Annotated in this window: 22 protein-coding genes; 11 read left to right on the top strand and 11 right to left on the bottom strand. The window is 63.1% G+C overall.

The genetic code is table 11. The features are described from left to right. From ACX4ZE_RS21635 to ACX4ZE_RS21665, 7 genes are all read right to left on the bottom strand, one after another. A partial coding sequence (locus ACX4ZE_RS21635) for a hypothetical protein (protein WP_480275306.1) occupies positions 1-200 on the bottom strand: 200 nt, incomplete at its 3' end. Positions 201-330: 130 nt separating this feature from the next. Continuing rightward, positions 331-831, bottom strand: coding sequence for an MFS transporter (locus ACX4ZE_RS21640; RefSeq protein ID WP_480275307.1), 501 nt, complete (start codon positions 829-831; stop codon positions 331-333). A 110-nt stretch (positions 832-941) separates the two neighbouring features. Further along, entirely contained in the window at positions 942-1,682 is a 741-nt protein-coding gene (locus ACX4ZE_RS21645; protein WP_480275308.1) for a TylF/MycF/NovP-related O-methyltransferase, read from the bottom strand. Between the two features lie 208 nt (positions 1,683-1,890). After that, positions 1,891-2,301, bottom strand: a complete 411-nt coding sequence (locus tag ACX4ZE_RS21650; protein WP_480275309.1) for an arsenate reductase ArsC — start codon at positions 2,299-2,301, stop codon at positions 1,891-1,893. Between the two features lie 81 nt (positions 2,302-2,382). Then, positions 2,383-3,468: an ACR3 family arsenite efflux transporter gene (arsB, locus tag ACX4ZE_RS21655; protein WP_480275310.1), complete on the bottom strand. Its 1,086-nt coding sequence runs from the start codon at positions 3,466-3,468 to the stop codon at positions 2,383-2,385. Beyond that, positions 3,465-3,833 (bottom strand): ArsR/SmtB family transcription factor, encoded by a 369-nt coding sequence (locus ACX4ZE_RS21660; RefSeq protein ID WP_480275311.1) that lies wholly within the window; start codon positions 3,831-3,833, stop codon positions 3,465-3,467. The genes arsB and ACX4ZE_RS21660 overlap by 4 nt, the downstream gene beginning before the upstream one ends. 91 nt (positions 3,834-3,924) lie before the next feature. Beyond that, positions 3,925-5,199, bottom strand: coding sequence for an MFS transporter (locus ACX4ZE_RS21665; RefSeq protein WP_480275327.1), 1,275 nt, complete (start codon positions 5,197-5,199; stop codon positions 3,925-3,927). A 501-nt stretch (positions 5,200-5,700) separates the two neighbouring features. Between ACX4ZE_RS21665 and ACX4ZE_RS21670 the strand changes: the two genes are divergently transcribed. Together ACX4ZE_RS21670 and ACX4ZE_RS21675 are read left to right on the top strand one after the other, a co-directional pair. Then, positions 5,701-5,829, top strand: coding sequence for a hypothetical protein (locus tag ACX4ZE_RS21670; protein ID WP_480275312.1), 129 nt, complete (start codon positions 5,701-5,703; stop codon positions 5,827-5,829). Between the two features lie 244 nt (positions 5,830-6,073). Next, on the top strand, positions 6,074-7,471 hold the full coding sequence (locus ACX4ZE_RS21675; protein WP_480275313.1) for an amidase: 1,398 nt from the start codon (positions 6,074-6,076) through the stop codon (positions 7,469-7,471). Positions 7,472-7,711: 240 nt separating this feature from the next. Here the strand turns inward: ACX4ZE_RS21675 and ACX4ZE_RS21680 are convergent, their stop codons facing one another. Continuing rightward, positions 7,712-8,977 carry an IPT/TIG domain-containing protein gene (locus ACX4ZE_RS21680; RefSeq protein WP_480275314.1) on the bottom strand — a complete coding sequence of 422 codons (1,266 nt, stop codon included), beginning with the start codon at positions 8,975-8,977 and terminating at the stop codon, positions 7,712-7,714. A gap of 1,130 nt (positions 8,978-10,107) precedes the next feature. On the opposite strand from ACX4ZE_RS21680, the gene ACX4ZE_RS21685 reads away from it, so the two are divergent. The 3 genes from ACX4ZE_RS21685 (at position 10,108) to ACX4ZE_RS21695 (ending at position 12,721) form a co-directional block, all read left to right on the top strand. Continuing rightward, complete coding sequence (locus ACX4ZE_RS21685) at positions 10,108-11,373, top strand: IPT/TIG domain-containing protein (protein WP_480275315.1); 1,266 nt, start codon at positions 10,108-10,110, stop codon at positions 11,371-11,373. Between the two features lie 731 nt (positions 11,374-12,104). Continuing rightward, complete coding sequence (locus ACX4ZE_RS21690) at positions 12,105-12,560, top strand: IPT/TIG domain-containing protein (RefSeq protein ID WP_480275316.1); 456 nt, start codon at positions 12,105-12,107, stop codon at positions 12,558-12,560. Next, a complete protein-coding gene (locus ACX4ZE_RS21695) occupies positions 12,557-12,721 on the top strand; it encodes a hypothetical protein (RefSeq protein WP_480275317.1) in 165 nt (54 codons plus the stop codon). The genes ACX4ZE_RS21690 and ACX4ZE_RS21695 overlap by 4 nt, the downstream gene beginning before the upstream one ends. 293 nt (positions 12,722-13,014) lie before the next feature. Here ACX4ZE_RS21695 and ACX4ZE_RS21700 read toward each other — a convergent pair whose 3' ends face one another. Then, positions 13,015-13,692, bottom strand: a complete 678-nt coding sequence (locus ACX4ZE_RS21700) for a FadR/GntR family transcriptional regulator (RefSeq protein WP_480275318.1) — start codon at positions 13,690-13,692, stop codon at positions 13,015-13,017. Between the two features lie 205 nt (positions 13,693-13,897). On the opposite strand from ACX4ZE_RS21700, the gene ACX4ZE_RS21705 reads away from it, so the two are divergent. The 3 genes from ACX4ZE_RS21705 to ACX4ZE_RS21715 are packed head-to-tail and all read left to right on the top strand — an operon-like array spanning position 13,898 to position 17,906. Continuing rightward, entirely contained in the window at positions 13,898-15,382 is a 1,485-nt protein-coding gene (locus ACX4ZE_RS21705; RefSeq protein ID WP_480275319.1) for an amino acid permease, read from the top strand. Next, positions 15,379-16,443: an asparaginase domain-containing protein gene (locus ACX4ZE_RS21710; protein ID WP_480275320.1), complete on the top strand. Its 1,065-nt coding sequence runs from the start codon at positions 15,379-15,381 to the stop codon at positions 16,441-16,443. Before ACX4ZE_RS21705 ends, ACX4ZE_RS21710 begins: the two co-directional genes overlap by 4 nt. Then, positions 16,443-17,906 (top strand): aspartate ammonia-lyase, encoded by a 1,464-nt coding sequence (locus tag ACX4ZE_RS21715; RefSeq protein WP_480275321.1) that lies wholly within the window; start codon positions 16,443-16,445, stop codon positions 17,904-17,906. Before ACX4ZE_RS21710 ends, ACX4ZE_RS21715 begins: the two co-directional genes overlap by 1 nt. 108 nt (positions 17,907-18,014) lie before the next feature. Here ACX4ZE_RS21715 and ACX4ZE_RS21720 read toward each other — a convergent pair whose 3' ends face one another. After that, positions 18,015-18,746, bottom strand: a complete 732-nt coding sequence (locus ACX4ZE_RS21720; RefSeq protein WP_480275322.1) for an NAD(P)-dependent oxidoreductase — start codon at positions 18,744-18,746, stop codon at positions 18,015-18,017. 106 nt (positions 18,747-18,852) lie between these two features. Between ACX4ZE_RS21720 and ACX4ZE_RS21725 the strand changes: the two genes are divergently transcribed. The 3 genes from ACX4ZE_RS21725 (at position 18,853) to ACX4ZE_RS21735 (ending at position 21,208) form a co-directional block, all read left to right on the top strand. Beyond that, positions 18,853-19,518, top strand: a complete 666-nt coding sequence (locus ACX4ZE_RS21725; protein ID WP_480275323.1) for a TetR/AcrR family transcriptional regulator — start codon at positions 18,853-18,855, stop codon at positions 19,516-19,518. Positions 19,519-19,657: 139 nt separating this feature from the next. Continuing rightward, entirely contained in the window at positions 19,658-19,804 is a 147-nt protein-coding gene (locus tag ACX4ZE_RS21730; RefSeq protein ID WP_480275324.1) for a hypothetical protein, read from the top strand. 183 nt (positions 19,805-19,987) lie between these two features. Continuing rightward, positions 19,988-21,208 (top strand): cytochrome P450 family protein, encoded by a 1,221-nt coding sequence (locus ACX4ZE_RS21735; protein WP_480275325.1) that lies wholly within the window; start codon positions 19,988-19,990, stop codon positions 21,206-21,208. A gap of 270 nt (positions 21,209-21,478) precedes the next feature. Here the strand turns inward: ACX4ZE_RS21735 and ACX4ZE_RS21740 are convergent. Next, positions 21,479-22,212: IPT/TIG domain-containing protein (locus ACX4ZE_RS21740; RefSeq protein ID WP_480275326.1), on the bottom strand; the 734-nt coding region annotated here is incomplete at its 5' end.

A 22,212-nucleotide genomic window follows, 5' to 3' on the forward strand; every position in this document is an offset into this window, starting at 1 on the left:
ACTCCGTCCGGGTAGGGGCATTCGAGGAGGAACTGTGCTCGCGGCCAGTGCCGCGCGATACGTCGCAGCGTACGAGTCTCATCGATGATGTCGCGACCAGGAAAGAATTTCGACCGTGATCCGGTGCTCACTTGCAGGCTGGCAGCCGACGCGCCCAGTCCCGACATGGCGTCATTGCCGACCGTGCGATGTCCGACCACGTCGCCGAGCCGACCAAACGCTGTGTCGTAAAGAAACGGAGAGCCGTCGAATTCGCAGTCCCGCTTACACCGGGAAGTTCACGCGTGCGACTTCGCTCTCGGTGACCTCACAGGTCGACGCAGCATCGGATTAGGGCGGGTCAGTGACCTGGGTCGAGAGCAGGGCTATCAAGACCGCGGCGGCGAGCAGGTAGCCGGTGGTTATGGCGGTAACTTGCATGAGCGGCCCGAACACCAGTGGGGATCCGAACTGGCCGAGAAACATTGCCGTGCCCGACAGCGAGGTTGCCTGTCCGCGCCGCGAAGGTGGGGGCGTCTCGCCGATGAGGACCGTGATCATCGGTAGCAGCAGCCCGTTGCCGAGGCCGAACAGTGCCGAGGCGAGGAATACCGGCACCAGATGGTCCGCCAGTCCGAGAATGCTGAAAGCGACGACCCAGCAGCAGGCGGTGATGCGTAGCAGTGCGGTGAACCCGAATCGTGTTCGGATGCACGCGTATCCGAGTCCGATCAGGATAGAGGCGCCTGCCTGCACCACCATGAACAGCAATACGAAAATCGGTGCGTCGATTTCGAGTTGGGCCAAGGTCGAGGAGTCTTTCGCCGCGCTGCCCGGGGCGCTTATGGTCACTGGTCCTGCTATTGCCGTCACGCAGACCGGTGAGCTGAGCGCGCAGGGCGATATTAGCCCCTGACACTCGTGCTCGTTCGGCCAGGATCTCGACCTCATGAAGATCGAGGCTAAGCTATCCGGGCTACCGCTTGTTCGAAATACTGATTATAGGCAAGAAAATCTGCCGTTTTCCCGGTCCGATGCAGGAATTCTTGAAATGCCTTGAACTCGTGTTCCTCGGCTTCCGGGTAATTGTAGAACTCATCGAAAACGATCACGCTGCCCGGCAAGATATTATCGCCCAGCTGGTCGAAGACTTCTTTTGTAGACGAATAGATATCACAATCTATGTGTAGGAAGGCGATGGGGGTGGACTTCAGAGTGTGGCGTTTGAATTCCGGAAGAGTTTCATGGAACAACCCTTTCACCAGTGTTGTATTGTGAAGAACCGGTGGCATCCATTCATCGGACATGATCCGAAAAGTGCCCTGAGGAACCAGGGTGTCTCCTCGATTCCATTGTTCGGGAAGTCCATCGAAGGAGTCGAACCCCCATACGCGTTGTTCCGGATTGAGCGCAGCGATGAAGTTGATGGTTCTTCCTGTGCACACGCCCATCTCCAAGAACGCCCCGCGAAGTGTGACGTGATCGGAGCCATATTTGAGGACCGCCGCATCGGTGTCGAGAGCTTGCGCATTACGAAAATACTTTGCCACCATCGCTTGCGCCGACGGCGATTCTCGATAATCCTTGTCTTTCGGGAAGAAGTTGAGAACTTGACGTCCTTCGTGCCAGTCACTTGCCATGTGGGGCAGCTTTACCAATTGGTCCCATTGGAATTGGGAGCCTTTTGTAGAGCGCAATGTCATGAATGATCTCTCCTCGCGCTGATTCGATTCGACTACAAATAGTTCGACTGGTGGCATTCGAAACCGGCGTGCTCGAAGTGAGCTGCACGCCGCAACGCGCTCGTCGCAATTATAGGACGCAAGGTAAGAAAGCGCCCGATAAATGGCGATGCGTCGGCCCGGGCGGCGCGTCACCGCAGCGGCACCGGCCCGTCGTTTGCGGGTGCGGTCAGCGGCGATCGGATAGTAGCTCAGCGGCGAGTCCTTCGACGAGTGCGCGGATCTCGTCACGGATCGGACGAACCGCCTCGATCCCCTTTCCGGCGGGATCGTCGAGTTTCCAATCCCGGTAGTCCACGCCAGGAAAGTAGGGGCAAGTGTCGCCGCAGCCCATGGTGATCACGACGTCGGATGTCTGCACGGTGTCGGGAGTCAGGATCTTCGGGGTCTGGGCGGTGATGTCGATACCGACCTCGGCCATAGCCGCTACAGCGGCGGGGTTGATCCGGTCGCCGGGTGCGGTGCCTGCCGAACGCACCTCGACGCGGTCGCCGGCCAGGTGGGTGAGGAAGCTTTGCGCCATTTGGGAGCGCCCGGCGTTGTGGACGCACACGAACAAAACACTGGGTGCGGATGCCATGGTGGGAAATACCTTTCGCGAATCGATGGCAAGAAAGTGTTGGAGGTCACCCGCACGCGAATAACGCCGACAGTGTCACATTCACTGGACAGTCTTCGCCGAAGCGGCGATACCGTTGTGGGTGAAGCGTCTACGCAGGGTGAGTGAGACGTACACCAAGCCGACGAGCACAGGTACCTCGATGAGCGGGCCGACGACTCCGGCAAGGGCTTGTCCGGAGGTGGCGCCGTAGGTGGCGATCGCGACGGCGATGGCGAGTTCGAAGTTGTTGCCCGCGGCGGTGAAGGCGAGGGTGGTGGTGCGTTCGTAGCCGAGGCCGACCAGGCGACCGTAGAGGTAGCCGCCGCCCCACATAATCGCGAAATACGCCAGTAACGGCAGCGCGATCCGAACGACATCCCATGGGCGGGAGGTGATCTGGTGGCCTTGCAGGGCGAACAGGAGCACGATCGTGAACAACAGCCCGTACAGCGCCCATGGTCCGATTCGTGGCAGTAGCTTCGACTCGTACCAATCACGCCCACGGGCGCGCTCACCCGATCGGCGACTGAGGAACCCGGCCACCAGCGGAATACCGAGAAAGATCAGCACCGATTTCGCGATCTGCCACGGTGAGGTGTCGATGGTGGTTTGTTCGAGGCCGAGCCATCCGGGTAGTACTGAGAGGTAGAACCAGCCGAGCACGGCGAACATGACGACCTGGAAGATCGAATTCAACGCGACCAGCACAGCGGCGGCTTCGCGGTCGCCACACGCGAGGTCGTTCCAGATGATCACCATCGCAATGCATCTGGCCAGTCCGACGATGATCAGCCCGGTCCGATACTCGGGTAGATCCGGCAATAGCGACCAAGCGAGAGCGAACATGAGTGCGGGACCGACCAGCCAATTCAGGACCAGCGAGCCGATGAGCAAGCGGCGGTCGTCGGTGACGGTGTCGAGACGGTCGTAGCGGACTTTGGCCAGCACCGGATACATCATGACCAGCAGCCCGATCGCTATCGGTAGTGAAATCCCGTCCACTTCTATTGCGGACAAACCGTCCCCTAGACCAGGAATAAGGCGCCCCAGCAGCAGACCGGCTGTCATGGCCACGCCGATCCAGACCGGCAGGTACCGGTCCAGCGTCGACAATTTCCCGACCACCGTGTGGTAGGTGGCGCTCACGCGGACACCTCCGCGCCGACTTGTCGGGCGAGCGCGAGCGACAACTGCTCCAACGCATCCGGCGCCACGCGGTAGTAGACCCAAGAGGCACGGCGTTCGCTGGTCACCAGCCCGGCCTCCCGCAGCACCTTCAAGTGATGTGAGATCGTCGGCTGAGTGACATCCAGGCCATCGGAGACATCGCAGACGCAGGCTTCGCCACCGTCGCGGGCGGCGATCGCCGAAAGCACCCGCAGCCGTACCGGGTCGGCGAGGGCTTTGAACATCACCGCTAATCCGGCGGCTTCCTCGGCGGACAACGCACGACCCACCGTCTGGGTGGGCGCACACCCGGCCGACGCTACCGGCGCTTTCTGATTAGACATATATCTATATTGACTGATATCTATGTCATAGGGCAAGCGTGTTCTGGGTGAACATCCGGGGCGGTGGACATCATGGCCGGGTGGTGGTTTGTCATGTGTCTATGGTGTGTAGCGGGGTTCGGGTGTGGGTGTCGGGCATGGCGGCGACTCCGGCCAGGCTCAGGATGGTCAGGGTGGTGAGCATCCATCCGATCGCTTGGCTGCCGTATGCGGTCAGGAGGGGTTCGGCGAGCAGGGGTGGGATCCCGCCACCGAGGATCCCGGCGATATTGAACGCGATCCCGGTGCCGGTGTACCGGTAGCGGGTGGGGAAGGCTTCGGGCAGCAGCGCGGCGACCGGGCCGTAGGCGGCGCCGGCGATGGCGAAGGTACCGGTGATCGCGGCGGTGAACCAGACCGGTGATCCGGTGTCGATCATCGGTAACACCACCAACGACCACGGCACCCCGACACCGAAGGCGACCAGCATCGTCCGCCGCCGCCCCTGCCGGTCGCAGAGTCCGGCGGAGAGGGCGACGGTGACCATCATCGTCAACCCCCCGACCACCCCGGCAGTCAGGATCAACGACCGCGACAACCCGACATGAGTACTGGCGTAACCAGTCAAATACGCGCTGGCCATGAACACGAACGCGAAGATCCCGACCACCGAGGCCGCAGCGGCGAGGATCCGACGCCACTGCTCCCGCACGACCGCCGTCAACGGGGCACGTACCACGCTGCGGGACTGTCGATGCTTCCGGAAGACCGGAGTCTCCTCGACCCCCAACCGCACCCACACAGCCACCCCGATCAACACCGCACTGACCAGGAACGGCACCCGCCACCCCCAAGACAAGAACACCGAGCTATGCTCCCCCACAGTAAGATTCACGATCAAGAACACCAAACTCGCCATGACCAAGCTCAGGGCGGGCCCCAGCTGCACCGCCATACCCCACCTCCCCCGTTCCCCGGGTGGGGCATGTTCGGCCGACAGCAAAGCGGCCCCCGGCCATTCTCCGCCCGCGGAGAGGCCTTGGAGCAGTCGTAGTCCGAGGATGATGATCGGTGCGGCTACTCCGATGGAGGCTGCTGAGGGGACGCATCCGACCGCGACTGTGGCTGTTCCCATGGTCAGCAGGGTGGCGACGAGGGCTTTCTGGCGGCCGAAGCGGTCGCCGAAGTGTCCGAACACTATCGCGCCGAGTGGGCGGGCGATGAAAGCGGCGGCGAAGGTAGCGAACGATGCCAGGGTCGCCGCCGCCGGGCTCAGGTTGGGGAAGAATACCGTCGGAAAGACCAGCGCCGCAGCGGTCCCGTAGATGTAGAAGTCGTAGAATTCGATCACCGAGCCCACGAACCCGGCGAACGCGACTTTCCGCATCGAAGTCGTGGCAGGCTGTTGCGCTGCCGGGGCGAGGTCGACATGCGACACGAAGTGTCCTCTCTCAATAAAGCTCAACTAGTAGCGTGAAGGCCACGCGCAAGGGAAGCGCGCCGATAGCGACTATCGGAAACACCGGCGATACCGAACCCGCACACGTGCCATCGAACGAACGATCAGTCAGATGAAACGAATGAAGATACGACGCGAGTTTCGGAGACCACTCTCCCGGTCTCGGCCCAACGCTCGGCTGCTGCGTGATGCGCTCTACGCGGCCAGATATTCTGCAGCCCCGTCTCACCAGTGTGTGGTGCTCGGTTGCGCGGCGTGCGGAGGTGCTGTCAGATTGCTGCTATCCGCCGGTTCGGGATGGTCTGGTGGTGTCGATGTCCAAGGGGTTCCGGTTTTCCTGGGAAGTCCTCTCGCACGGTGTGGCTGTGTCACCGGTCCATCTTGTCCTTCCGGTAGGTCGAGTCACTGACGCTCGAGCGTGGGGGCGAAGTGTCGTACGAGACGATTCGCTGGCCGGTAACGGTTGTACTCCTCTTGGCAGTCGTCGGCAAGGGCTATCTGATCGACTCGGTCGAGTACTGGCGCATCGGCTACCGGTGGCGCACAAGGCTCGGCTGAACGAGGTCCCGCAGTCCACCACCGAAATCGACAGGCGATAGACGACCACTTCGCTTCTGTGTAAGCCCCACCGAATGTGTCATCGATATTCATGAATTCTTCCGTATGCCGACTACCACCGATATCGCCACAGAACTGGGCATCAGCTCGGGCAAAACCACTCCAGTACGGAGATTGAGCAAACTTCCGGCCGACACGCTCATGAGGCCTTGTCCGAGTGGCCGAGATACACCATCGTGTGACTATGTCCGACCTTGATCTGTGCTATGCCTCGCTTTCTGACCTTGCTCGGAACTTCGGTACCCGGGCACTTTCGCCGATAGAGGTAACCCGAGCACACTTAGAGCGAATAGATCGGCTCAACCCTTTGCTCGAGGCCTATACGACGGTCATGACAGAAACCGCGCTCGCGGACGCCGAGCGCGCGCAGGAGGAGATCACGCGTGGCGAGCAGCGTGGTCCCCTGCACGGTATTCCGATCGCTGTGAAGGATTTGTGTTTCACGAAAGGGGTCGCGACTACCGCCGGTATGGCGATCTACCGGAACTTCCGGCCCACCTACGACGCGACGGTGGTTTCCCGCCTGCGCAGCGCCGGAGCGGTGCTGTTGGGGAAACTGCACATGTGCGAGGCCGCAGGCGGCGAATACCATCCCGACTTTCCCTCGGTTGTGAACCCGTGGAGCCCGCGTCACTGGGCCGGAGCGTCCTCCAGCGGTTCGGCTGTCGCCACCGCGGCCGGGTTGTGCGTGGCGAGCCTCGGTACGGACACCGGCGGGTCGATCCGCACCCCGTCCGCTATGAACGCGGCAACCGGTCTGAAGCCGACGTGGGGACGCGTCAGTGTCCATGGTGTGTTCGCTATGGCGCCGTCGATGGACACTGTCGGACCGATAGCGAGAAGCGCCGAGGACCTCGGCCATATGCTGCAAGTCCTCGCCGGTCCCGACGCGAACGATCCCACGACGCTCAGGGCGGAGGTACCCGATTACACCGCGAGTCCGCCAGAGGTGCGGGCGGTGCGGATCGGTGTGGATATCGAGGCCACGCTCGACTCGGTCGAACCCGACGTGGCGCGGGCTATCCGCGACGCGATTCGCACGTTCGAGAGCCTCGGTGCGGATATTCGTGAGGTGTCGTTGCCGTCCATGACGACACTGGCAGCCGCGTGGAGTACTTATATGGGAGCCGAAGCCGCGATCGTGCACGAGAAAACGTTTCCGTCCCGATCCGAGGAATACGGCCGGTTCATGCGAGAAGTCCTGAATGTCGGGCGCACGGTATCCGGCATGGATATCGCCCGTATCGGGAGCGAGCGGCGACTTTTCGCAGGAAAGCTGGCGGCACTCTTCGACGACCTCGACCTACTCATCGTCCCTACCTTTCCGCTCGCGGATCTGACCCTGGAACGATTCGCCGCGCTGCTGTCCGACCCGGACGAACTGCCGAATGTATTGCGCTTCCTCGCTCCGTTCAATTTCTCGGGCAGTCCGACGATCACTGTGCCCGGTGGCTTCGACGAATCCGGCGTGCCGATCGGTTTTCAACTCGTGGCGCGCCATCTCGATGAGCCGCTTCTGATCAGGGCCGGACGAGCCTTCCAGAGCGCGACCGATTGGCATCTTCGGCGCCCTCCCGTCTGAACCGCTCGGTGTCGTCCCATCGGAGCCGGGAAGCCTCGCCCATAACGGTTCGGATTGCTCGGTCGATCTGTGACGGCGAACCACGATCCGAGGCGAACGACTCACCAAGCCAACCGAATCCGTCTACCACGCCGGGCTGCCCGCGTTCTTTTGTATCGGTTATGGCCCCGCCGGGGCTGTGCGGCGACGGTCCGAGAGGATGCCGACCGTGCCGCGCAGTCCGGCGGTCAGGGCCTTCGCTCAGGTCGTGATCCCGAAGACACTGGTGGGGCTGGTGGCGATCACGGTGGGAGTGGCGGTGCCGGTGATCGGCGCCGACACTATCTGGACAGTGCCCTGGTCTGCGATGAACAGGGTGCTGCCGGAGGCGGTGATATCCGTAGGAAACGACAGACCGGTCACCAGCGGGGTCGGTGCGCCACCGGTGACCGGCACCGTCACCACCTGCGCGGCCGAGAAATCGCAGATATAGAGGAGATTGCCGACTCGGGTGAGACCGAAGGGTTCACTCAGGGCGGCCGACAACAAGGTCGGTGTACCGCCGGTCTGCGGAACCGAATACACACTGCTGAAACCGAGGCCATCGGTGAAGAACAGCAGGCCGCCGTAAGTGTAGGGCAGTGCGTTGCTGGTGCCGTCCACGGAAGTGACGGTGACCCCGACCGTGCCGGTGCCGGGTGGGGCGATGGCGTTGATCTGGGTGTCGGAAATAATGGTGAAGGTGGTTGCCGTCGCCCCGAACCGCACCGTCAACGGGCCGGTGAACCCGCTGCCGAAGATCTGCACCGTATTGCCGCCGGATTCGGGCCCTGAGATCGGGTCGAGCGCGGTGAGTACGGGTGGGGCCAGCAGAGCCGCCGCGATCGGCGCGAACCCCGATTGGGTCGGTACCCCGTCGGTGATCCCGAGAACGCTGGTGGGGCTGGTGGCGACCACGGTGGGAGTGGCGGTGCCGGTGATCGGCGACGACACCACCTGGTTGGTGCCCCGGTTGGCGATGAACAGAGTGCTGCCGGAGACGGTGATATCCGTAGGGAGCGATAGACCCGTCACCAGCGGGGTCGGCGTGCCACCGGTTGTCGGCACCGTCACCACCCGACCGGACAGGCCCTCACAGATGTAGAGGAGGCTGTCGATCCGGATGAGACCGAAGGGAAGACCCAGTCCGGTCGCCAGCAGGGTCGGTGTGCCCCCGGTCTGCGGCACCGAGTACACACTGCTGAGGCTATCGGTGAAGAACAGCAGGCCCGCGCCGTCGTAGGTATAGGGCAGCGGATTACTCGTGCCATTGAGTAGGGCGGCGACGGTGACCTCGACCGTGCCGGTGCCGGGCGGGGCGATGGCATCGATCTGAGTGTCGGAAACGATGGTGAACGTGGTCGCCGTCGCCCCGAACCGCACCGTCAACGGGCCGACGCCGGCGAACCCACTGCCGAAGATCTGTACCGTATTGCCGCCGGAGGTGGGGCCGGAACTGGGGACGAGCGAGGTGAGCACAGGCGCCATCGGGAGCCTCCCAACGAAGGAAAAGGATTGTTCTACAACGGATGTCGAGTCGATCGCGCCACCGCCATCTCCAGTAAGCCTCTAGCAGTGGCAGTTTCGCAACGCATCTCTGGTGGCGGTTCCACAACAATCCCCGGTCCGGTTTTCCGGCCCGGATCAGGATCTGCGACCGGTCGATTCCAGGAGGTGATAGCGGTTGCCCGACAGTGGGTATCGGAGTCTGCGAAGCTGGATGCGATTGCTGCTGTGTGAGCGGCAACCGTCAAGCTATCCGAGTCGCTTATATACTCCGGACACAGGCATCGGCTACGGATGGGACTGCACTCATGATCAGCATCCCGCAGCCCGATACGAAGCGATCACCGCCGCCGGTGTGGGCAGAACTTCGCAGGTAAGTCTTCTGGCACGGTGAAACGGATTACGCCGGAACGGCTCCAGATGCCTTATCCGCAGGTCGGCGCTTCGAATCAGATGCCACACCCGCTTGCGTCTCGCCCGATGTTCGGCCGGGATGAGGATGGTGCGCGCGCCGTACACCCGGATCGCCTCGCAGCTTGGAATGGATCGCGGTTTCGGTACCAGTGTTCACTGGTAGCTCACCGACCTCCTGTGCTCGGACTGTCGGCTCTTGCGAGGATCACTGCCTCCGACCGCACTCTGTTCATCACCAACCAGCCCACCGGCCAGGTGGTTTCGGATGCCGATCACCGGTGCCGCGATCGCTACCGGTACCACCGGCATATTCGGAATCACGACTCGAACAGCGGCACCGATCGTAGCCGAGCCATTGGGATCGCGCCGACTCATGGCAGCTTCGCGTCGACGATGTCGATCCTTTTCGGCTTCCTCGACCATGGACTTACACCGGTACAGCGACTTTCCGCGTCGGGTATCTGGTCACACCATCCAGACTCCGATACCCACTGCCGGACAACCACTATCACCCCTCGGAACCGACCGGTCGAAGTTCCTGATCCGGGCCGGAAAAACGGATCAGGGATTGTTGTGAAACCGCCACCAGAGATGCGTTGCGAAACTGCCACGGCTAGAGGCTTACTGGAGACAACAGTGACGCGATTAACTCGACATCTATTGTAGAACAACCACTTTCCTTCGTTGGGAGGCCCCCGATGGCGCCTGTGCTCACCTCGCTCGTCCCCAGTTCCGGCCCCGAATCCGGTGGCAATACGGTACAGATCTTCGGTAGCGGGTTCGCCGGCGTCGGCCCGCTGACTGTACGGTTCGGGGCGACGGCGACCACCTTCACCATCGTCTCCGACACCCAAATCGATGCCATCGCCCCACCCGGCACCGGCACGGTCGAGGTCACCGTCGCCGCCCTGCTCAATGGCACGAGTAATCCGCTGCCCTACACCTACGACGGCGCGGGCCTGCTGTTCTTCACCGATTTCAACAGTAGTGTGTATTCGGTGCCGCAGACCGGGGGTACACCGACTCTGCTGACGTCCGCCCTGAGCGCTCCCGTAGGTCTCGTCCGAGTCGGCAGCCTCCTCTATATCTGCGAATTCGTGCCCAATCGGGTGTCGACAGTGCCGATAACCGGTGGCGCGCCGACCCCCCTGGTGACCGGTCTGCTAAACCCTACGGATATCACCGTCTCCGGCAGCACCCTGTTCATCGCCAATCGGGCCCTCGGTCAGGTGGTGTCGTCGCCGATCACCGGCACCGCCACCCCCACCGTGGTCGCCACCAGCCCCACCGGCATCTTCGGGATCACCGACGGGGTACCGACCCAATCAGGGTTCGTGTCGGTCGCGGCGGCCCTGCTGGCCCCACCCGTGCTCACCGCGCTCGACCCGATTTCCGGTCCAGAATCCGGCGGCAATACGGTGCAGATCTTCGGTAGCGGGTTCACCGGCCCGTTGACGGTGCGGTTCGGGGCGACGGCGACCACCTTCACCATTGTCTCCGACACCCAGATCAACGCCATCGCCCCACCCGGCACCGGCACGGTCGGGGTCACCGTCACTTCCGTGGACGGTACCAGCAACGCGCTGCCCTACACCTACGGTGGCCTGTTGTTCTTCACCAATGGCGGCCCCCCCGGCGATGTGTATTCGGTGCCGCAAATCGGTGGCACGCCAACCTTGTTGGCATCCGGCCTGAGCGACCCCATAGGTCTCGTCCGGGTCGGCAACCTCCTCTATGTCTGCGAGCAATCGGCCGCTCAGGTGGTGACGGTGCCGGTCACCGGCGGTACGCCGACCCCTCTGGTGACCGGTCTGGTGAACCCTGCGGACATCACTGCCTCCGGGAGCACGCTGTTCATCACCAACCCGGCCACACTTCAGGTGGTGTCGGCGCCGATCACCGGCACCGCGACCCCCACCGTGGTCGCCACCAGCCCCACCGGCGTTTTCGGGATCGCGATCTGAGCGAAGGCCCTGACCGCTGGACTGTGTGGCACGGTCGGCATCCTCTCGGACCGTCGCCACACAGCCCCGGTGGGGCCGCAGCCGATACAACAGGACGCGGGCAGCTCGGTGTCTTCGCGGTGGCGTGGGGAAACCGGCACTCGCCGACCCGGACTATCTGGCCCTGGATTCCGCCATCACCCGCAGGCTTCGGCTCATCACACCGACTCAGGTGCGTGCATCCGGGGCGTCTGCGTTCACTTGCCGATGCGGGCTATCGTCTCCACCACCCGCTTCAGGTGTTCGGCTCACAGCCGAGTCGTTGGGATCGCACCGACGCGAGAAAGTTTCGCGTCGGCGATGTCGATCCACTTCGGCTTCTCGCTCTCCCGCTTCTCGGCGCCGTGACGCACCGAAGTTGTGCAGCCCATTCTCATACTCGAACGTTACGAATGCCGCGTTCTCAACCTTGACCGGGAATCCACTCCGGTACAGCGAATTTTGTGTAGGGCATACGGTTACGCACCATACGGCCCCCGATGTCCGCTGCCGGTCAGCCACTGCCAACTCCCGGAACCAGTCGGTCGCAGATCCTGATCCGGGCTGAGAAACCGGACCGAGGACTGTTGTGAAACCGCCACCAGGGATGCATTGCGAAACCGCCACTACCAGAGGCTTACTGGAGACAGCGGTGGTGCGAATACCTCGACATCTTTTGTAGAACAACCACTTTCCCCTTTCGGAGGCCCCCGATGGCACCTGTGCTCACCTCACTCAACCCCAGCTTCGGTCCCACCTCCGGCGGCAATACGGTACAGATCTTCGGCAGCGGGTTCGCAGGCGCGGGCCCGTTGACGGTGCGGTTCGGGGCGACAGCGACCACGTTCACCATCGTCTCCGACACTCAGATCGATGCCATCGCCCCGCCCGGCACCGGCACGGTCGAGGTCACCGTCGCCGCCCTGCTCAATGGCACGAGTAATCCGCTGCCCTACACCTACAATGGCGGCGGCCTGCTGTTCTTCACCGATGTCGTCAGCAATGTGTATTCGGTGCCGCAGACCGGGGGCACACCGACCCTGCTGGCGACCGGGCTGAGCTTTCCCGCAGGCCTCGTCCGGGTCGGTAGCCTCCTCTACATCTGCGAGTCCGGGACCGGGCAGGTGTCGACGGTGCCGACAACCGGTGGCACGCCGACCCCCTGGTGACCGGTCTGTCGACCCCTACGGATATCACCGTCTCCGGCAGCACCCTGTTCATCGCCAACCGAGCCACCCTTCAGGTGGTGTCGTCGCCGATCACCGGCACCGCCACCCCCACCGTGGTCGCCACCAGCCCCACCAACAGCGTGGCCGGGATCACGACTTGAGCGTCGGCCCGACTGCTGGGCTGTGTGGCACGGTCGACATCCGCAGAGCGTCGCCGCACGGCCCGGTGGGGCCGCAGCCGATACACCGGACGGGCGGTCCGGTGTGGTCGCTGCGGCGGCACCGGGCTATAGCAGATCCGGCAGGGGCCGGTTCATTCGGCTAGCAGCGGTGCGCGGCAGTTGTTGGCCGGCGTGATCTGGGCGATCGACTCCGAGGGGCGGACGCACGCCGATGAGGTGGTGCGCGAGTTCCCAGATGCGCTCTCAGGTGCGTGCTTCCTTGGCGCCTGTGCTCACTTGCCGATGCGGGCTATGGTCTCCGCCACCCGCTTCAGGTGTTCGGCCATCGCGCGGCGCGCGTCCTTCGGTGAGCCCGCCTCGATGGCCCGGACGATAGCCTCGTGTTCCCGATCGGAATCGGCGCGGCGGTGTTGGGTCAGATTGAGGAATTCCGACTGTGGGTCCAGCGCGCGGCGGGTATCGGCCACCATGGCGGTCAGCATTTTGTTTCCGCTGGCTGCCGCGATCGCGGTGTGCAGTTCTCCGTCGAGGAGGACCCACTCGTGGGCATCGGTGGCACTCGCGAGTTTGTCGAGTATCTCCGAAAGGTTCCGCAGATCGTCTTCGGTGCGGCGCTGTGCCGCGAACCCCGCGGTGGGAACCTCGATGAGTTGCCGAGCCTCGATGAGGTCTCCGGCACGCACACCTGCGAAGGTGAGTTGTGCGTTCTCCTTCGCGGAGATGACGAAAGTGCCCCGGCCCGTGCGCGTCTCGGTGAGGCCCAAGATCGCGCAGGCGTGCAGCGCCTCGCGAACCACCGGACGACTGACGCCGAACTGCTGGGCCAAGGCGAGCTCAGCGGGCAGGCGATCGCCCACCGCGTATCCACCGCTCTGGATCAGGTCCTTCAGCCGACGAAAGACCGCTTCTGTGGCGCCGACGCGCTGCACCCGGCCTTCTTCGACTGTCACGTAACTTAGTATGGGTATCCGCCACCGGGGCGTCAAAACGTTCGCTCCAGCCGCTATCGGTGTCGAGTGATCCGACCTTGACATGCGATGTGACCCGGATTACTGTCTGGCTGTCTTACAGCCTGACTGTATGACAGCCTTAGTGGAATTCGCTCTGTTGAGTGGTGCTGCCATGACGGCTGAATGCGGTTAGAGGAAGGTCTTCATGACGCACCACAACGATCTGTCGACTCGTTCGACACCCCGAACGCCGACAACGAAGCTCGACATCAGCGATATCGGCTATCAGAAACACCTACGCAATCGTCATATTCAGATGATCGCGATCGGCGGCGCCATCGGCACCGGGCTCTTCCTCGGCACCAGCGGGCGGATGGCGCTGGCCGGGCCCGCGCTGGCCATCGTCTACATCGTGTGCGGTGTCTTCACGTTCATCGTGGTGCGAGCACTCGGAGAACTGGTGATGTACCGGCCCACGTCCGGCGCGTTCGTCTCCTATGCCCGTGAATTCTTCGGCGAACGCGGGGCCTATACGGTCGGTTGGCTGTACTTCTTGAACTGGTCGACCACGTTGGTGACCGACATCACCGCTGTGGCGTTGTACGCGCATTTCTGGTCGATGTTCGTATCGGTACCCCAGTGGGTCCTCGCACTCATCGCCCTGACAGTGGTCCTGGGGCTCAATGTCGTGTCGGTGCGGTGGTTCGGCGAGATGGAGTTCTGGTTCGCGCTGATCAAGGTAGGCACCATCATCGCCTTCATGGTGCTGGCCTTGGTGCTCATCGTCACCGGCACCCCGATCCAAGGGAACGTCCCCGGCGTCTCGACGATCACCGACAATGGCGGTTTGTTCCCCAATGGCCTCGCGCCGATGCTCACTATCGCGCTCGGGGCGGTCTTCGCGTTCGGCGGAATGGAGATGATCGGCGTCGCGGCAGGCGAGTCCGACAATCCGGGTGCCGTGGTGCCGAGGGCGGTCAACTCCATCGTGTGGCGGATCGTGGTGTTCTATGCCGGTTCGGTGATCTTGTTCACGCTGTTGCTGCCATGGACAGCGTATTCAGCCAGCGAAAGCCCATTCGTCACCGTGATGAGTTCGATCGGAATCCCGCACGCGGGCGACATCATGAACCTGGTCGTGATCACCGCCTCGATGTCGAGTCTCAACGCGGGTCTGTACGCCACCGGTCGTACGCTGCGGTCGATGGCAGTGGCCGGGACGGCACCACAATTCGCCGCACGGATGAATCGGCATGGTGCTCCATACGGTGGAATCCTGCTTACCTGTACGGTCGGCATCGCCGGTGTCGTGCTGAATCGTGTCATGCCCCATAAAGCGTTCGAGATCGTGTTGAACCTCGCCGGGCTCGGCATTGTCGGCACCTGGGCCTCGATCATGATCTGCCACTGGGCATTCGTGCGGAAATGCGGGCAGGGCGAGTACCGTCGGCCGGACTTCAGGTTGCCGTTCTCGCCAGTACTCAACCTCCTGACTCTCGGCTTCCTGATCGGTGTCGTCGTGCTGATGTTCTTCGACAGCAGCGTCGGCCGGATCACGCTCGCGGTGTTCTGCGTGGTCGTCGTGGCCATGGTCGCGGGATGGTTCCGGATACGAGGGCGGCTCAGTTCGGATGTGCTCACCCCGATAGATCGACCGGACCCGACCACAGAAGGAGCGCGAGACTCATGACCGAAGCGACTGTTCCCTTCGCAGAACTGAACACCCACATCCTCTACACCGGAGGGACTTTCGGCATGATCGACCGGGGCGCCGGTATGGAGCCCCGCTCGGGAATCGGCGCGGAAATCGCGGAGTCCATCGCTCGTTTCGAGGAATCGACGAGCCGATCGGTCCAGTTCCGGTACGCAGAATTCGATCGCGTCATCGACAGCGCCGATGCTGATTCCGGCACTGCGCGCCGGATCGCCGAATGGGTGCGATACAGCGTCGGATCGGCGCTTCCGGACGGCGTGATCATCATTCACGGCACCGACACCATGGCCTATGTCGGTGCTCGCATAGCGTTCGAATTGCGCGATCTCGACATCCCGGTAATGCTGACCGGCGCCCAGATTCCCTTCGGCAGGCCAGGCAGCGACGCGCAATCCAATCTGCACTTGGCGCTGGACGCACTTGCCGAACAACCGGTTCCAGGAACCTACCTCGCGTTCGGCTCGGCGGTACATCCAGCCGTGCGGGCCAGCAAACGTGACTGTGCCGACTACACCGGCTTCACCAGCGCTCGGGAATGCACTCCGCCCGCCGCTCCCCCGGCAGCGCCCCTGCGGCGACCCGACACCGCGACCCGGCTGCCGGTCGGCGTGCTCACGGTATTCCCCGACCTGCACGCCGATCTGCTCGCCGCCGCGATTCGTCAATACCCCGGTGGACTCGTCCTGGAATGCTATGGCTCCGGCACGATGCCGAACGGCAACGAAATAATCGAGGCGATCCGGGCTGCGACCCAGTCCGGCACACCGGTCGTCGTGATCAGCCAATGCGACCGTGGCTCGGTCGATCTGGAGCGATATCAGCCCGGACGGGCACTCTTGGACGCGGGTGTGATCAGCGGCGGTGATCTCACCAGGGAGGCGGCGCTCGCCAAGCTGGCCTACCTTGTCGACCTCGGGCTCTCCGGTCAACAACTGCGGGATTGGATGACGACCAACTTGCTCGGTGAACTGTCCGATCCCACAACACCGTTTTCGACCCCCGCCCGTAAAGCCGCCTCGACCTCTCGGAGCCTGTAATGACCGACAACACGCGAACCGAACAAGACTTGCTCGGCACCCGCACGGTGCCCGGTAATGTCTACTGGGGTATCCATACCGCGCGCGCGCTGGACAATTTCGCCATCACCGGCGACAGCATCGGGCGTTATCCGGCGCTCATCTGCGCACTCGCCGCGGTCAAACAGGCCGCCTGCCGCGCCAACCGAGAACTCGGCGTCCTCGACGCCCGCCGGGCCGACGCGATCGAATCAGCCTGCGACGAGATCAGGCGCGGCGCACTGCACGACCAATTTCCGATCGACCCGATCCAAGGCGGCGCGGGCACCTCGACGAATATGAACGCGAACGAGGTCATCGCCAACCGCGCGCTAGAGCTGCTCGGCTACGAGCGCGGGAACTACGCCGAACTGAGCCCGCTCGATCACGTCAACCTCGGTCAATCCACCAACGATGTCTACCCGACCGCTGTCCGGCTCGCTGTGGTGCGGCACATCAGGGACCTTGTCTCTGCGCTGTGCCGGCTCGCGGATGCCTTCAGTGCCAAGGCAGTCGAATTCGCCGACGTCATCAAAATGGGCCGCACCCAGCTGCAAGACGCCGTACCCATGACGCTCGGACAAGAGTTCGGCACTTTCGCGGTCATGGTCCGGGAGGATTGCGCTCGGCTCGAGGAAGGTATAGCCCTGCTGTGCGAGAGCAATCTCGGCGGCACCGCGATCGGTACCGGGATCAACGGTCATCCGCGCTACCCCGCGCTGGCCTGCGCCGAGTTGGCCGAACTCGCCGGCGAACTCGTCACGCCCGCGGCCAACCTGATCGAGGCCACGCAGGATTGCGGAGCTTTTGTCCAGGTCTCCGGGATCCTCAAACGAGTCGCGGTCAAACTATCCAAGACCTGCAATGATCTCCGGTTGATGTCCTCTGGCCCCACAACAGGTTTTGGCGAGATCAACCTGCCGCCGGTCCAGGCCGGGTCTTCGATCATGCCGGGAAAGGTCAACCCGGTCATTCCGGAGATCGTCAACCAGGTCGCGTTCGAAGCCATCGGCACCGACCTGTCCGTGACCATGGCCGCCGAGGCCGGGCAACTGCAGCTCAATGCCTTCGAACCGATCATCGCCTACGGCATGCTACGCACCACCGCACATCTGACCGCCGCGATCGATACTTTGACGACAAGATGTGTCGCTGGTATCACCACCAACCGGGAGCATCTAGAGCAGGGCGTCCGGCGCTCGGTCGGTATCGTGACGGCCCTCACCCCCCACATCGGATACGCGGCCAGCGCCCGCATCGCCAAACAAGCCTTGAAGACTGGGCGATCCGTCGCCGACGTCGCCATCGAACTCGGTGAATTCACCCAAGAAGCGATCGAGGAAATTCTCGGAGCCCATAGCCTCGCAGGCCTCACTATCCCCCCGACATCACGGGCCGAGGGCGTGCTTGTCGCGAGTCCGGCTGGTTGCGGGCACCTGGAGTAGGCGGCCAGGCCTTTCGCTCGAGGAATGAACTCGAGGCCCGCCGCGTCGGCCGATATAGCGAACGTGGAAACTTGACGCGGCGGGCCGCCTGTTACAGGGTGCCCATGGTTACTTCGGGGTGGCGTGCGCGATCGCTGCCTGGTTGCGGCAGCCGACGATCGCGGGGGCCTGCTGGACGAGGTCGTCGTCGGTCAGGGCATTGACCATGAACAGGGCGAAGTCGATTCGCCGGGTCAGGTTGTCGGCCAGGGCGGGATCGCCCACGTGCTCGCGCCAGATCGGAAGCCCTTGGCTCGGGCCTTCTTCGAGGTCGCTGCCACGGACGACGGTCCATCGGGTGTCGCTGGCGAAGATCCGACGGCAGGCCTCCACTTGATCGTCCAGGTCGGCGTAGCGTGCGACCCGCGCGACCCATCCGAAGATCTTCACTATCGCGCGGAGTTTACGCGTGTACCGGTCCTGCCCATCTCGGGTGATGTGCCAGCCACAGGAAAAGATCAGTCGCGCGCCCGGGTCCGCGTGATCGAGCACTGCCTGAGCGGTACCCGACGAGTAATGCCGCATGCCCCAGGGAGCGAGCACGGTGAGCACGCCGTCACAGCTGTCGACCGCCTTGGCGATGACCTCGGGGTCGTTGGTTGGCCCCGGCACGATGCGAATCCGGTCGGCGAACCGATCCAGCTTGCCGACGCTGCGTTCTCTGCACACGCCGACAACGTCGTAGCCACGGTCGAGGGCGTGTTCGATCATGTATTGCCCAAGCTTCCCCGAGGCGCCGACGATGCAGATCCGGTAGCGCTGCTCGGTGTGGTGCGGTTGGGTGTTCTGATCAGAGGTCATGGACGATCACTCTCACATTCGGGCTTACAACATAAGGAAACCTTATATAGTAAGGTAAGCTTATGGAGTAAGGTTGTCAAGGATCTCGGAAGGTGGGAGAGGTGTCATGACCGACGCGGGATATCGGATTCCAGTCACCAAGCAGCGTTTGCTGGCCGCGGCGATCGCGATCGCGGATGAGCAGGGCGTCGAGTCGCTGACCATGCGCAAGGTCGCCGATCGGCTCGGAATCGAGGCGATGTCGCTGTACCACCATGTCGGCAATAAAGCCGAGATCCTCGACGGCATGGTCGACGCGGTCTTCGACGAGATCACTCAGCCGGAACCGAGTACAGATTGGCGTGCGGCGTTGCAGGAGCGCGCGGTGTCAGTGCGCGCCGCGCTACGACGGCACCCTTGGGCGGTCGGGCTGATGGAGTCGCGGGTCGATCCTGGTCCGGCGATATTACGCCATCACGACTCGGCGATCGGCGCATTGCGGGAAGCGGGATTCTCCATAGCGATGTCCGCACACGCCCTGTCTGTGCTGGACAGCTATGTCTATGGGTTCGTCCTGCAGGAGATCAACCTGCCGTTCGGCACCTCGGTAGAACTCGAAACGGTGGCAGGCAATATTCAGCGGACTATGCCTACTGCCGAATACCCTGACCTGGCAGCGATGCTCACCGAGCACGCACTCCAGCCGGGCTACTCCTACGCCGACGAATTCGGCTACGGTCTGGAGCTGATTCTCGACGGCCTCGCCGGTCGCGCAGCGCGACTCTCGTCATAGAGCAGCCGACAAGGCCGAGACCAAGCTGAAATCCGTTGAACCGTATAAGTTCAGCATGCGCCGTCCGCTCGATCACCTGTAGACCGGCTCCATTGTCCGCATCGAGCGGGCAGCTCATCCCCCAGCCCCGATAAAGCCGGTGAAGCATCGCGTATCGACCATCGAATTCTGGCACGTGCGCAACTTGCTGGAGAACGCCACCTGGCTTGAAGAGGTCGACGAGGCCATCGAAGCGCACGGCCGCACTTCTTCTGAACACCGGCCATCGACCGAGGCCAGGAGCTGATCGGCACCGATCCTGGGGCAGCGAATCACCGCACGGACCGCAGAGCCGATCGGATCAGGTGGTGCCACTTCCGGCCGCAGCTCTTCTCTCGCAACTTCGATGCGCTGGACAGCGAGCCGAGACACACGCACCATCAAATATCAAGGCGGAATAATTTCATTCGATGTAGACGATTGGGGCGGCATGGTGCACACGGAAGCCTCGAACACGACCAGATACGCGCGCGATGATTTCTTCACCGATCCACAAGCGTACTATCGGCGTTGGCGCGAACTCGGGCCGGTTCATCGAGTTCTCCTTCCTCGTGGAATACCCTGCTGGGTGGTGATCGGATACGCCGAAGGGCGAGCCGCACTCGCGGACCCTCGGCTGCGCAAAGGCTTCCAGGGTATGAGGGAAGTGCTCCACCGGAAGAACCCGGAAGTGCTGTCGGATCCGAACTTTCAGGCGCTCATCGCGCACATGCTCAGCAGTGACCCGCCGGACCACACTCGGCTGCGCAAACTGGTGAATAAAGCGTTCACCTCGCGCCGGGTCGCGGCGCTGCGGCCGCGTATCGAGGAAATCGCCACCGAACTCGCCGACGGCCTGGTCGGGCAGGACGAGGTCGACCTGATCCACGAGTTCGCCCAACCTCTTCCCGTGACCGTGATCTGCGAACTGCTCGGCGTACCGGTCACCGACCGCGAGGCATTCCAAGCATGGACCAAAGTGCTTGTCAGCAGCTGGGTCCAGAAGGACCAACAGGCGTGGGCTTCTGCGGAAATGGCCGAATATCTGCGGGGCTTGATAGCGGAAAAGCGCAATAGCCCCGGCGAGGATCTGCTTTCCGGTCTGGTGCACGCCCGCGACAACGGCGACGAGCTCTCCGAGCAGGAGCTCGTCGCGATGGTATTCCTGTTGCTGGTGGCCGGGCACGAGACCACGGTCAACCTCATCGGCAATGGCACCTACGCTATGCTGCGCGACAAATCCCAGTTCCACGCCCTACGTGCTGATCTATCGGCCGTGCCTGCCGCGATCGAGGAATTCCTGCGCTATGAAGGGCCGGTCGGCTGGGCTACCGCGCGCTACACCGAGGAACCGGTGTGTATCGCCGGAATCGAGATCCCTGCTGGAGAATTGGTGTATATCGCGCTGGCCGCCGCCAACCACGATCCGGCCCGCTACCACAACCCGGACGCTCTCGACATCACCACGGACACCTCCGGTCACCTGGCTTTCGGTTACGGTATCCACTTCTGTGTCGGCGCTCCGCTGGCGCGACTGGAGGCCGCTATCGCCTTTGTCACACTGCTGCAACGCTTCCCGAACCTAGAGCTGGTCGACGCGGCGTTCGCCCCGAACTGGCAGCGCAGCACCATCATCCGCGGTATCACCGAACTGCCGGTTCGTCTTCGGTAACCACCGGAACAGCTCACCTGCGCGCCAGCTCACGATCGGCGCCCGAGAAGGTTCGGTGATGTGCTGGATCTGAGAATCCTGTGTCGACTGTGCCACACAGTCCAGTGGTCGGGGTCGGCGCGGACCCGGTGGGTGCCGGTGCCTTACGCTACCGCGACCACGCCGGTTCGTCTTTCCCGTTGCTATATCGGCTGTGGTCCCGCCGGGCCGCGCGGCGATGGTCCGAAGGATGTCGACCATGCCGCACAGACCGTTGGTCGGGGCTGCCGCTCAGATCGTGATCCCGAAGACGCCGGTGGGGCTGGTGGCGATCACGGTGGGGGTCGCGGTGCCGGTGATCGGTGCCGACACCACCTGACTGGGACCCACGTTGGCGATGAACAGGGTGTTTCCGGAGGCAGTGATATCCGTAGGGGTCGTCAGACCGGTCACCAGAGGGGTCGGTGTACCACCGGTGACGGGTACCGTAGACACCTGAGTGCCTCCGCTCTCGCAGATGTAGAGAAGGTTGCCGACCCGGACGAGGCCTTCGGGAACATTCAGTCCGGTCGCCAACAGGGTTGGCGTACCCCCGATTTGCGGCACCGAATACACATCGCTGATGTTGTCGGTGAAGAACAGTAGACCACCATACGTGTAGGGCAGTGCGTTACTGGTGCCGTCCACGGAGGTGACGGTGACCCCGACCGTGCCGGTGCCGGGTGGAGCGATGGCGTTGATCTGGGTGTCGGAGATGATGGTGAAGGTGGTCGCAGTCGCCCCGAACCGCACGGTCAACGGGCCGGTGAACCCGCTGCCGAAGATCTCCACCGTATTGCCGCCGGATTCGGGACCGGAAATCGGGTCGAGCGCGGTGAGCACCGGTGGGGTCAGCAGAGCCGCCGCGACCGCCGCGAACCCCGACTGGGTCGGCACCCCGTCGGTGATACCGAAGATAGCGGTGGGGCTGGTGGCGACCACCGTGGGGGTCGTGGTGCCGGTGATCGGCGACGACACCACTTGAT

The sequence above is a fragment of the Nocardia sp. TBRC8007 genome, from assembly GCF_056629435.1.

Coding starts and splice junctions, on each gene's coding strand:
- ACX4ZE_RS21705 (WP_480275319.1), top strand. CDS start 13,898: ATGACGCACCACAACGATCTGTCGACTCGTTCGACACCCCGAACGCCG.
- ACX4ZE_RS21690 (WP_480275316.1), top strand. CDS start 12,105: ATGGCACCTGTGCTCACCTCACTCAACCCCAGCTTCGGTCCCACCTCC.
- ACX4ZE_RS21720 (WP_480275322.1), bottom strand. CDS start 18,746: ATGACCTCTGATCAGAACACCCAACCGCACCACACCGAGCAGCGCTAC.
- ACX4ZE_RS21680 (WP_480275314.1), bottom strand. CDS start 8,977: ATGGCGCCTGTGCTCACCTCGCTCGTCCCCAGTTCCGGCCCCACCTCC.
- ACX4ZE_RS21715 (WP_480275321.1), top strand. CDS start 16,443: ATGACCGACAACACGCGAACCGAACAAGACTTGCTCGGCACCCGCACG.
- ACX4ZE_RS21650 (WP_480275309.1), bottom strand. CDS start 2,301: ATGGCATCCGCACCCAGTGTTTTGTTCGTGTGCGTCCACAACGCCGGG.
- ACX4ZE_RS21675 (WP_480275313.1), top strand. CDS start 6,074: ATGTCCGACCTTGATCTGTGCTATGCCTCGCTTTCTGACCTTGCTCGG.
- ACX4ZE_RS21725 (WP_480275323.1), top strand. CDS start 18,853: ATGACCGACGCGGGATATCGGATTCCAGTCACCAAGCAGCGTTTGCTG.
- ACX4ZE_RS21660 (WP_480275311.1), bottom strand. CDS start 3,833: ATGTCTAATCAGAAAGCGCCGGTAGCGTCGGCCGGGTGTGCGCCCACC.
- ACX4ZE_RS21665 (WP_480275327.1), bottom strand. CDS start 5,199: ATGCGGAAAGTCGCGTTCGCCGGGTTCGTGGGCTCGGTGATCGAATTC.
- ACX4ZE_RS21735 (WP_480275325.1), top strand. CDS start 19,988: ATGGTGCACACGGAAGCCTCGAACACGACCAGATACGCGCGCGATGAT.
- ACX4ZE_RS21710 (WP_480275320.1), top strand. CDS start 15,379: ATGACCGAAGCGACTGTTCCCTTCGCAGAACTGAACACCCACATCCTC.
- ACX4ZE_RS21645 (WP_480275308.1), bottom strand. CDS start 1,682: ATGACATTGCGCTCTACAAAAGGCTCCCAATTCCAATGGGACCAATTG.
- ACX4ZE_RS21685 (WP_480275315.1), top strand. CDS start 10,108: ATGGCGCCTGTGCTCACCTCGCTCGTCCCCAGTTCCGGCCCCGAATCC.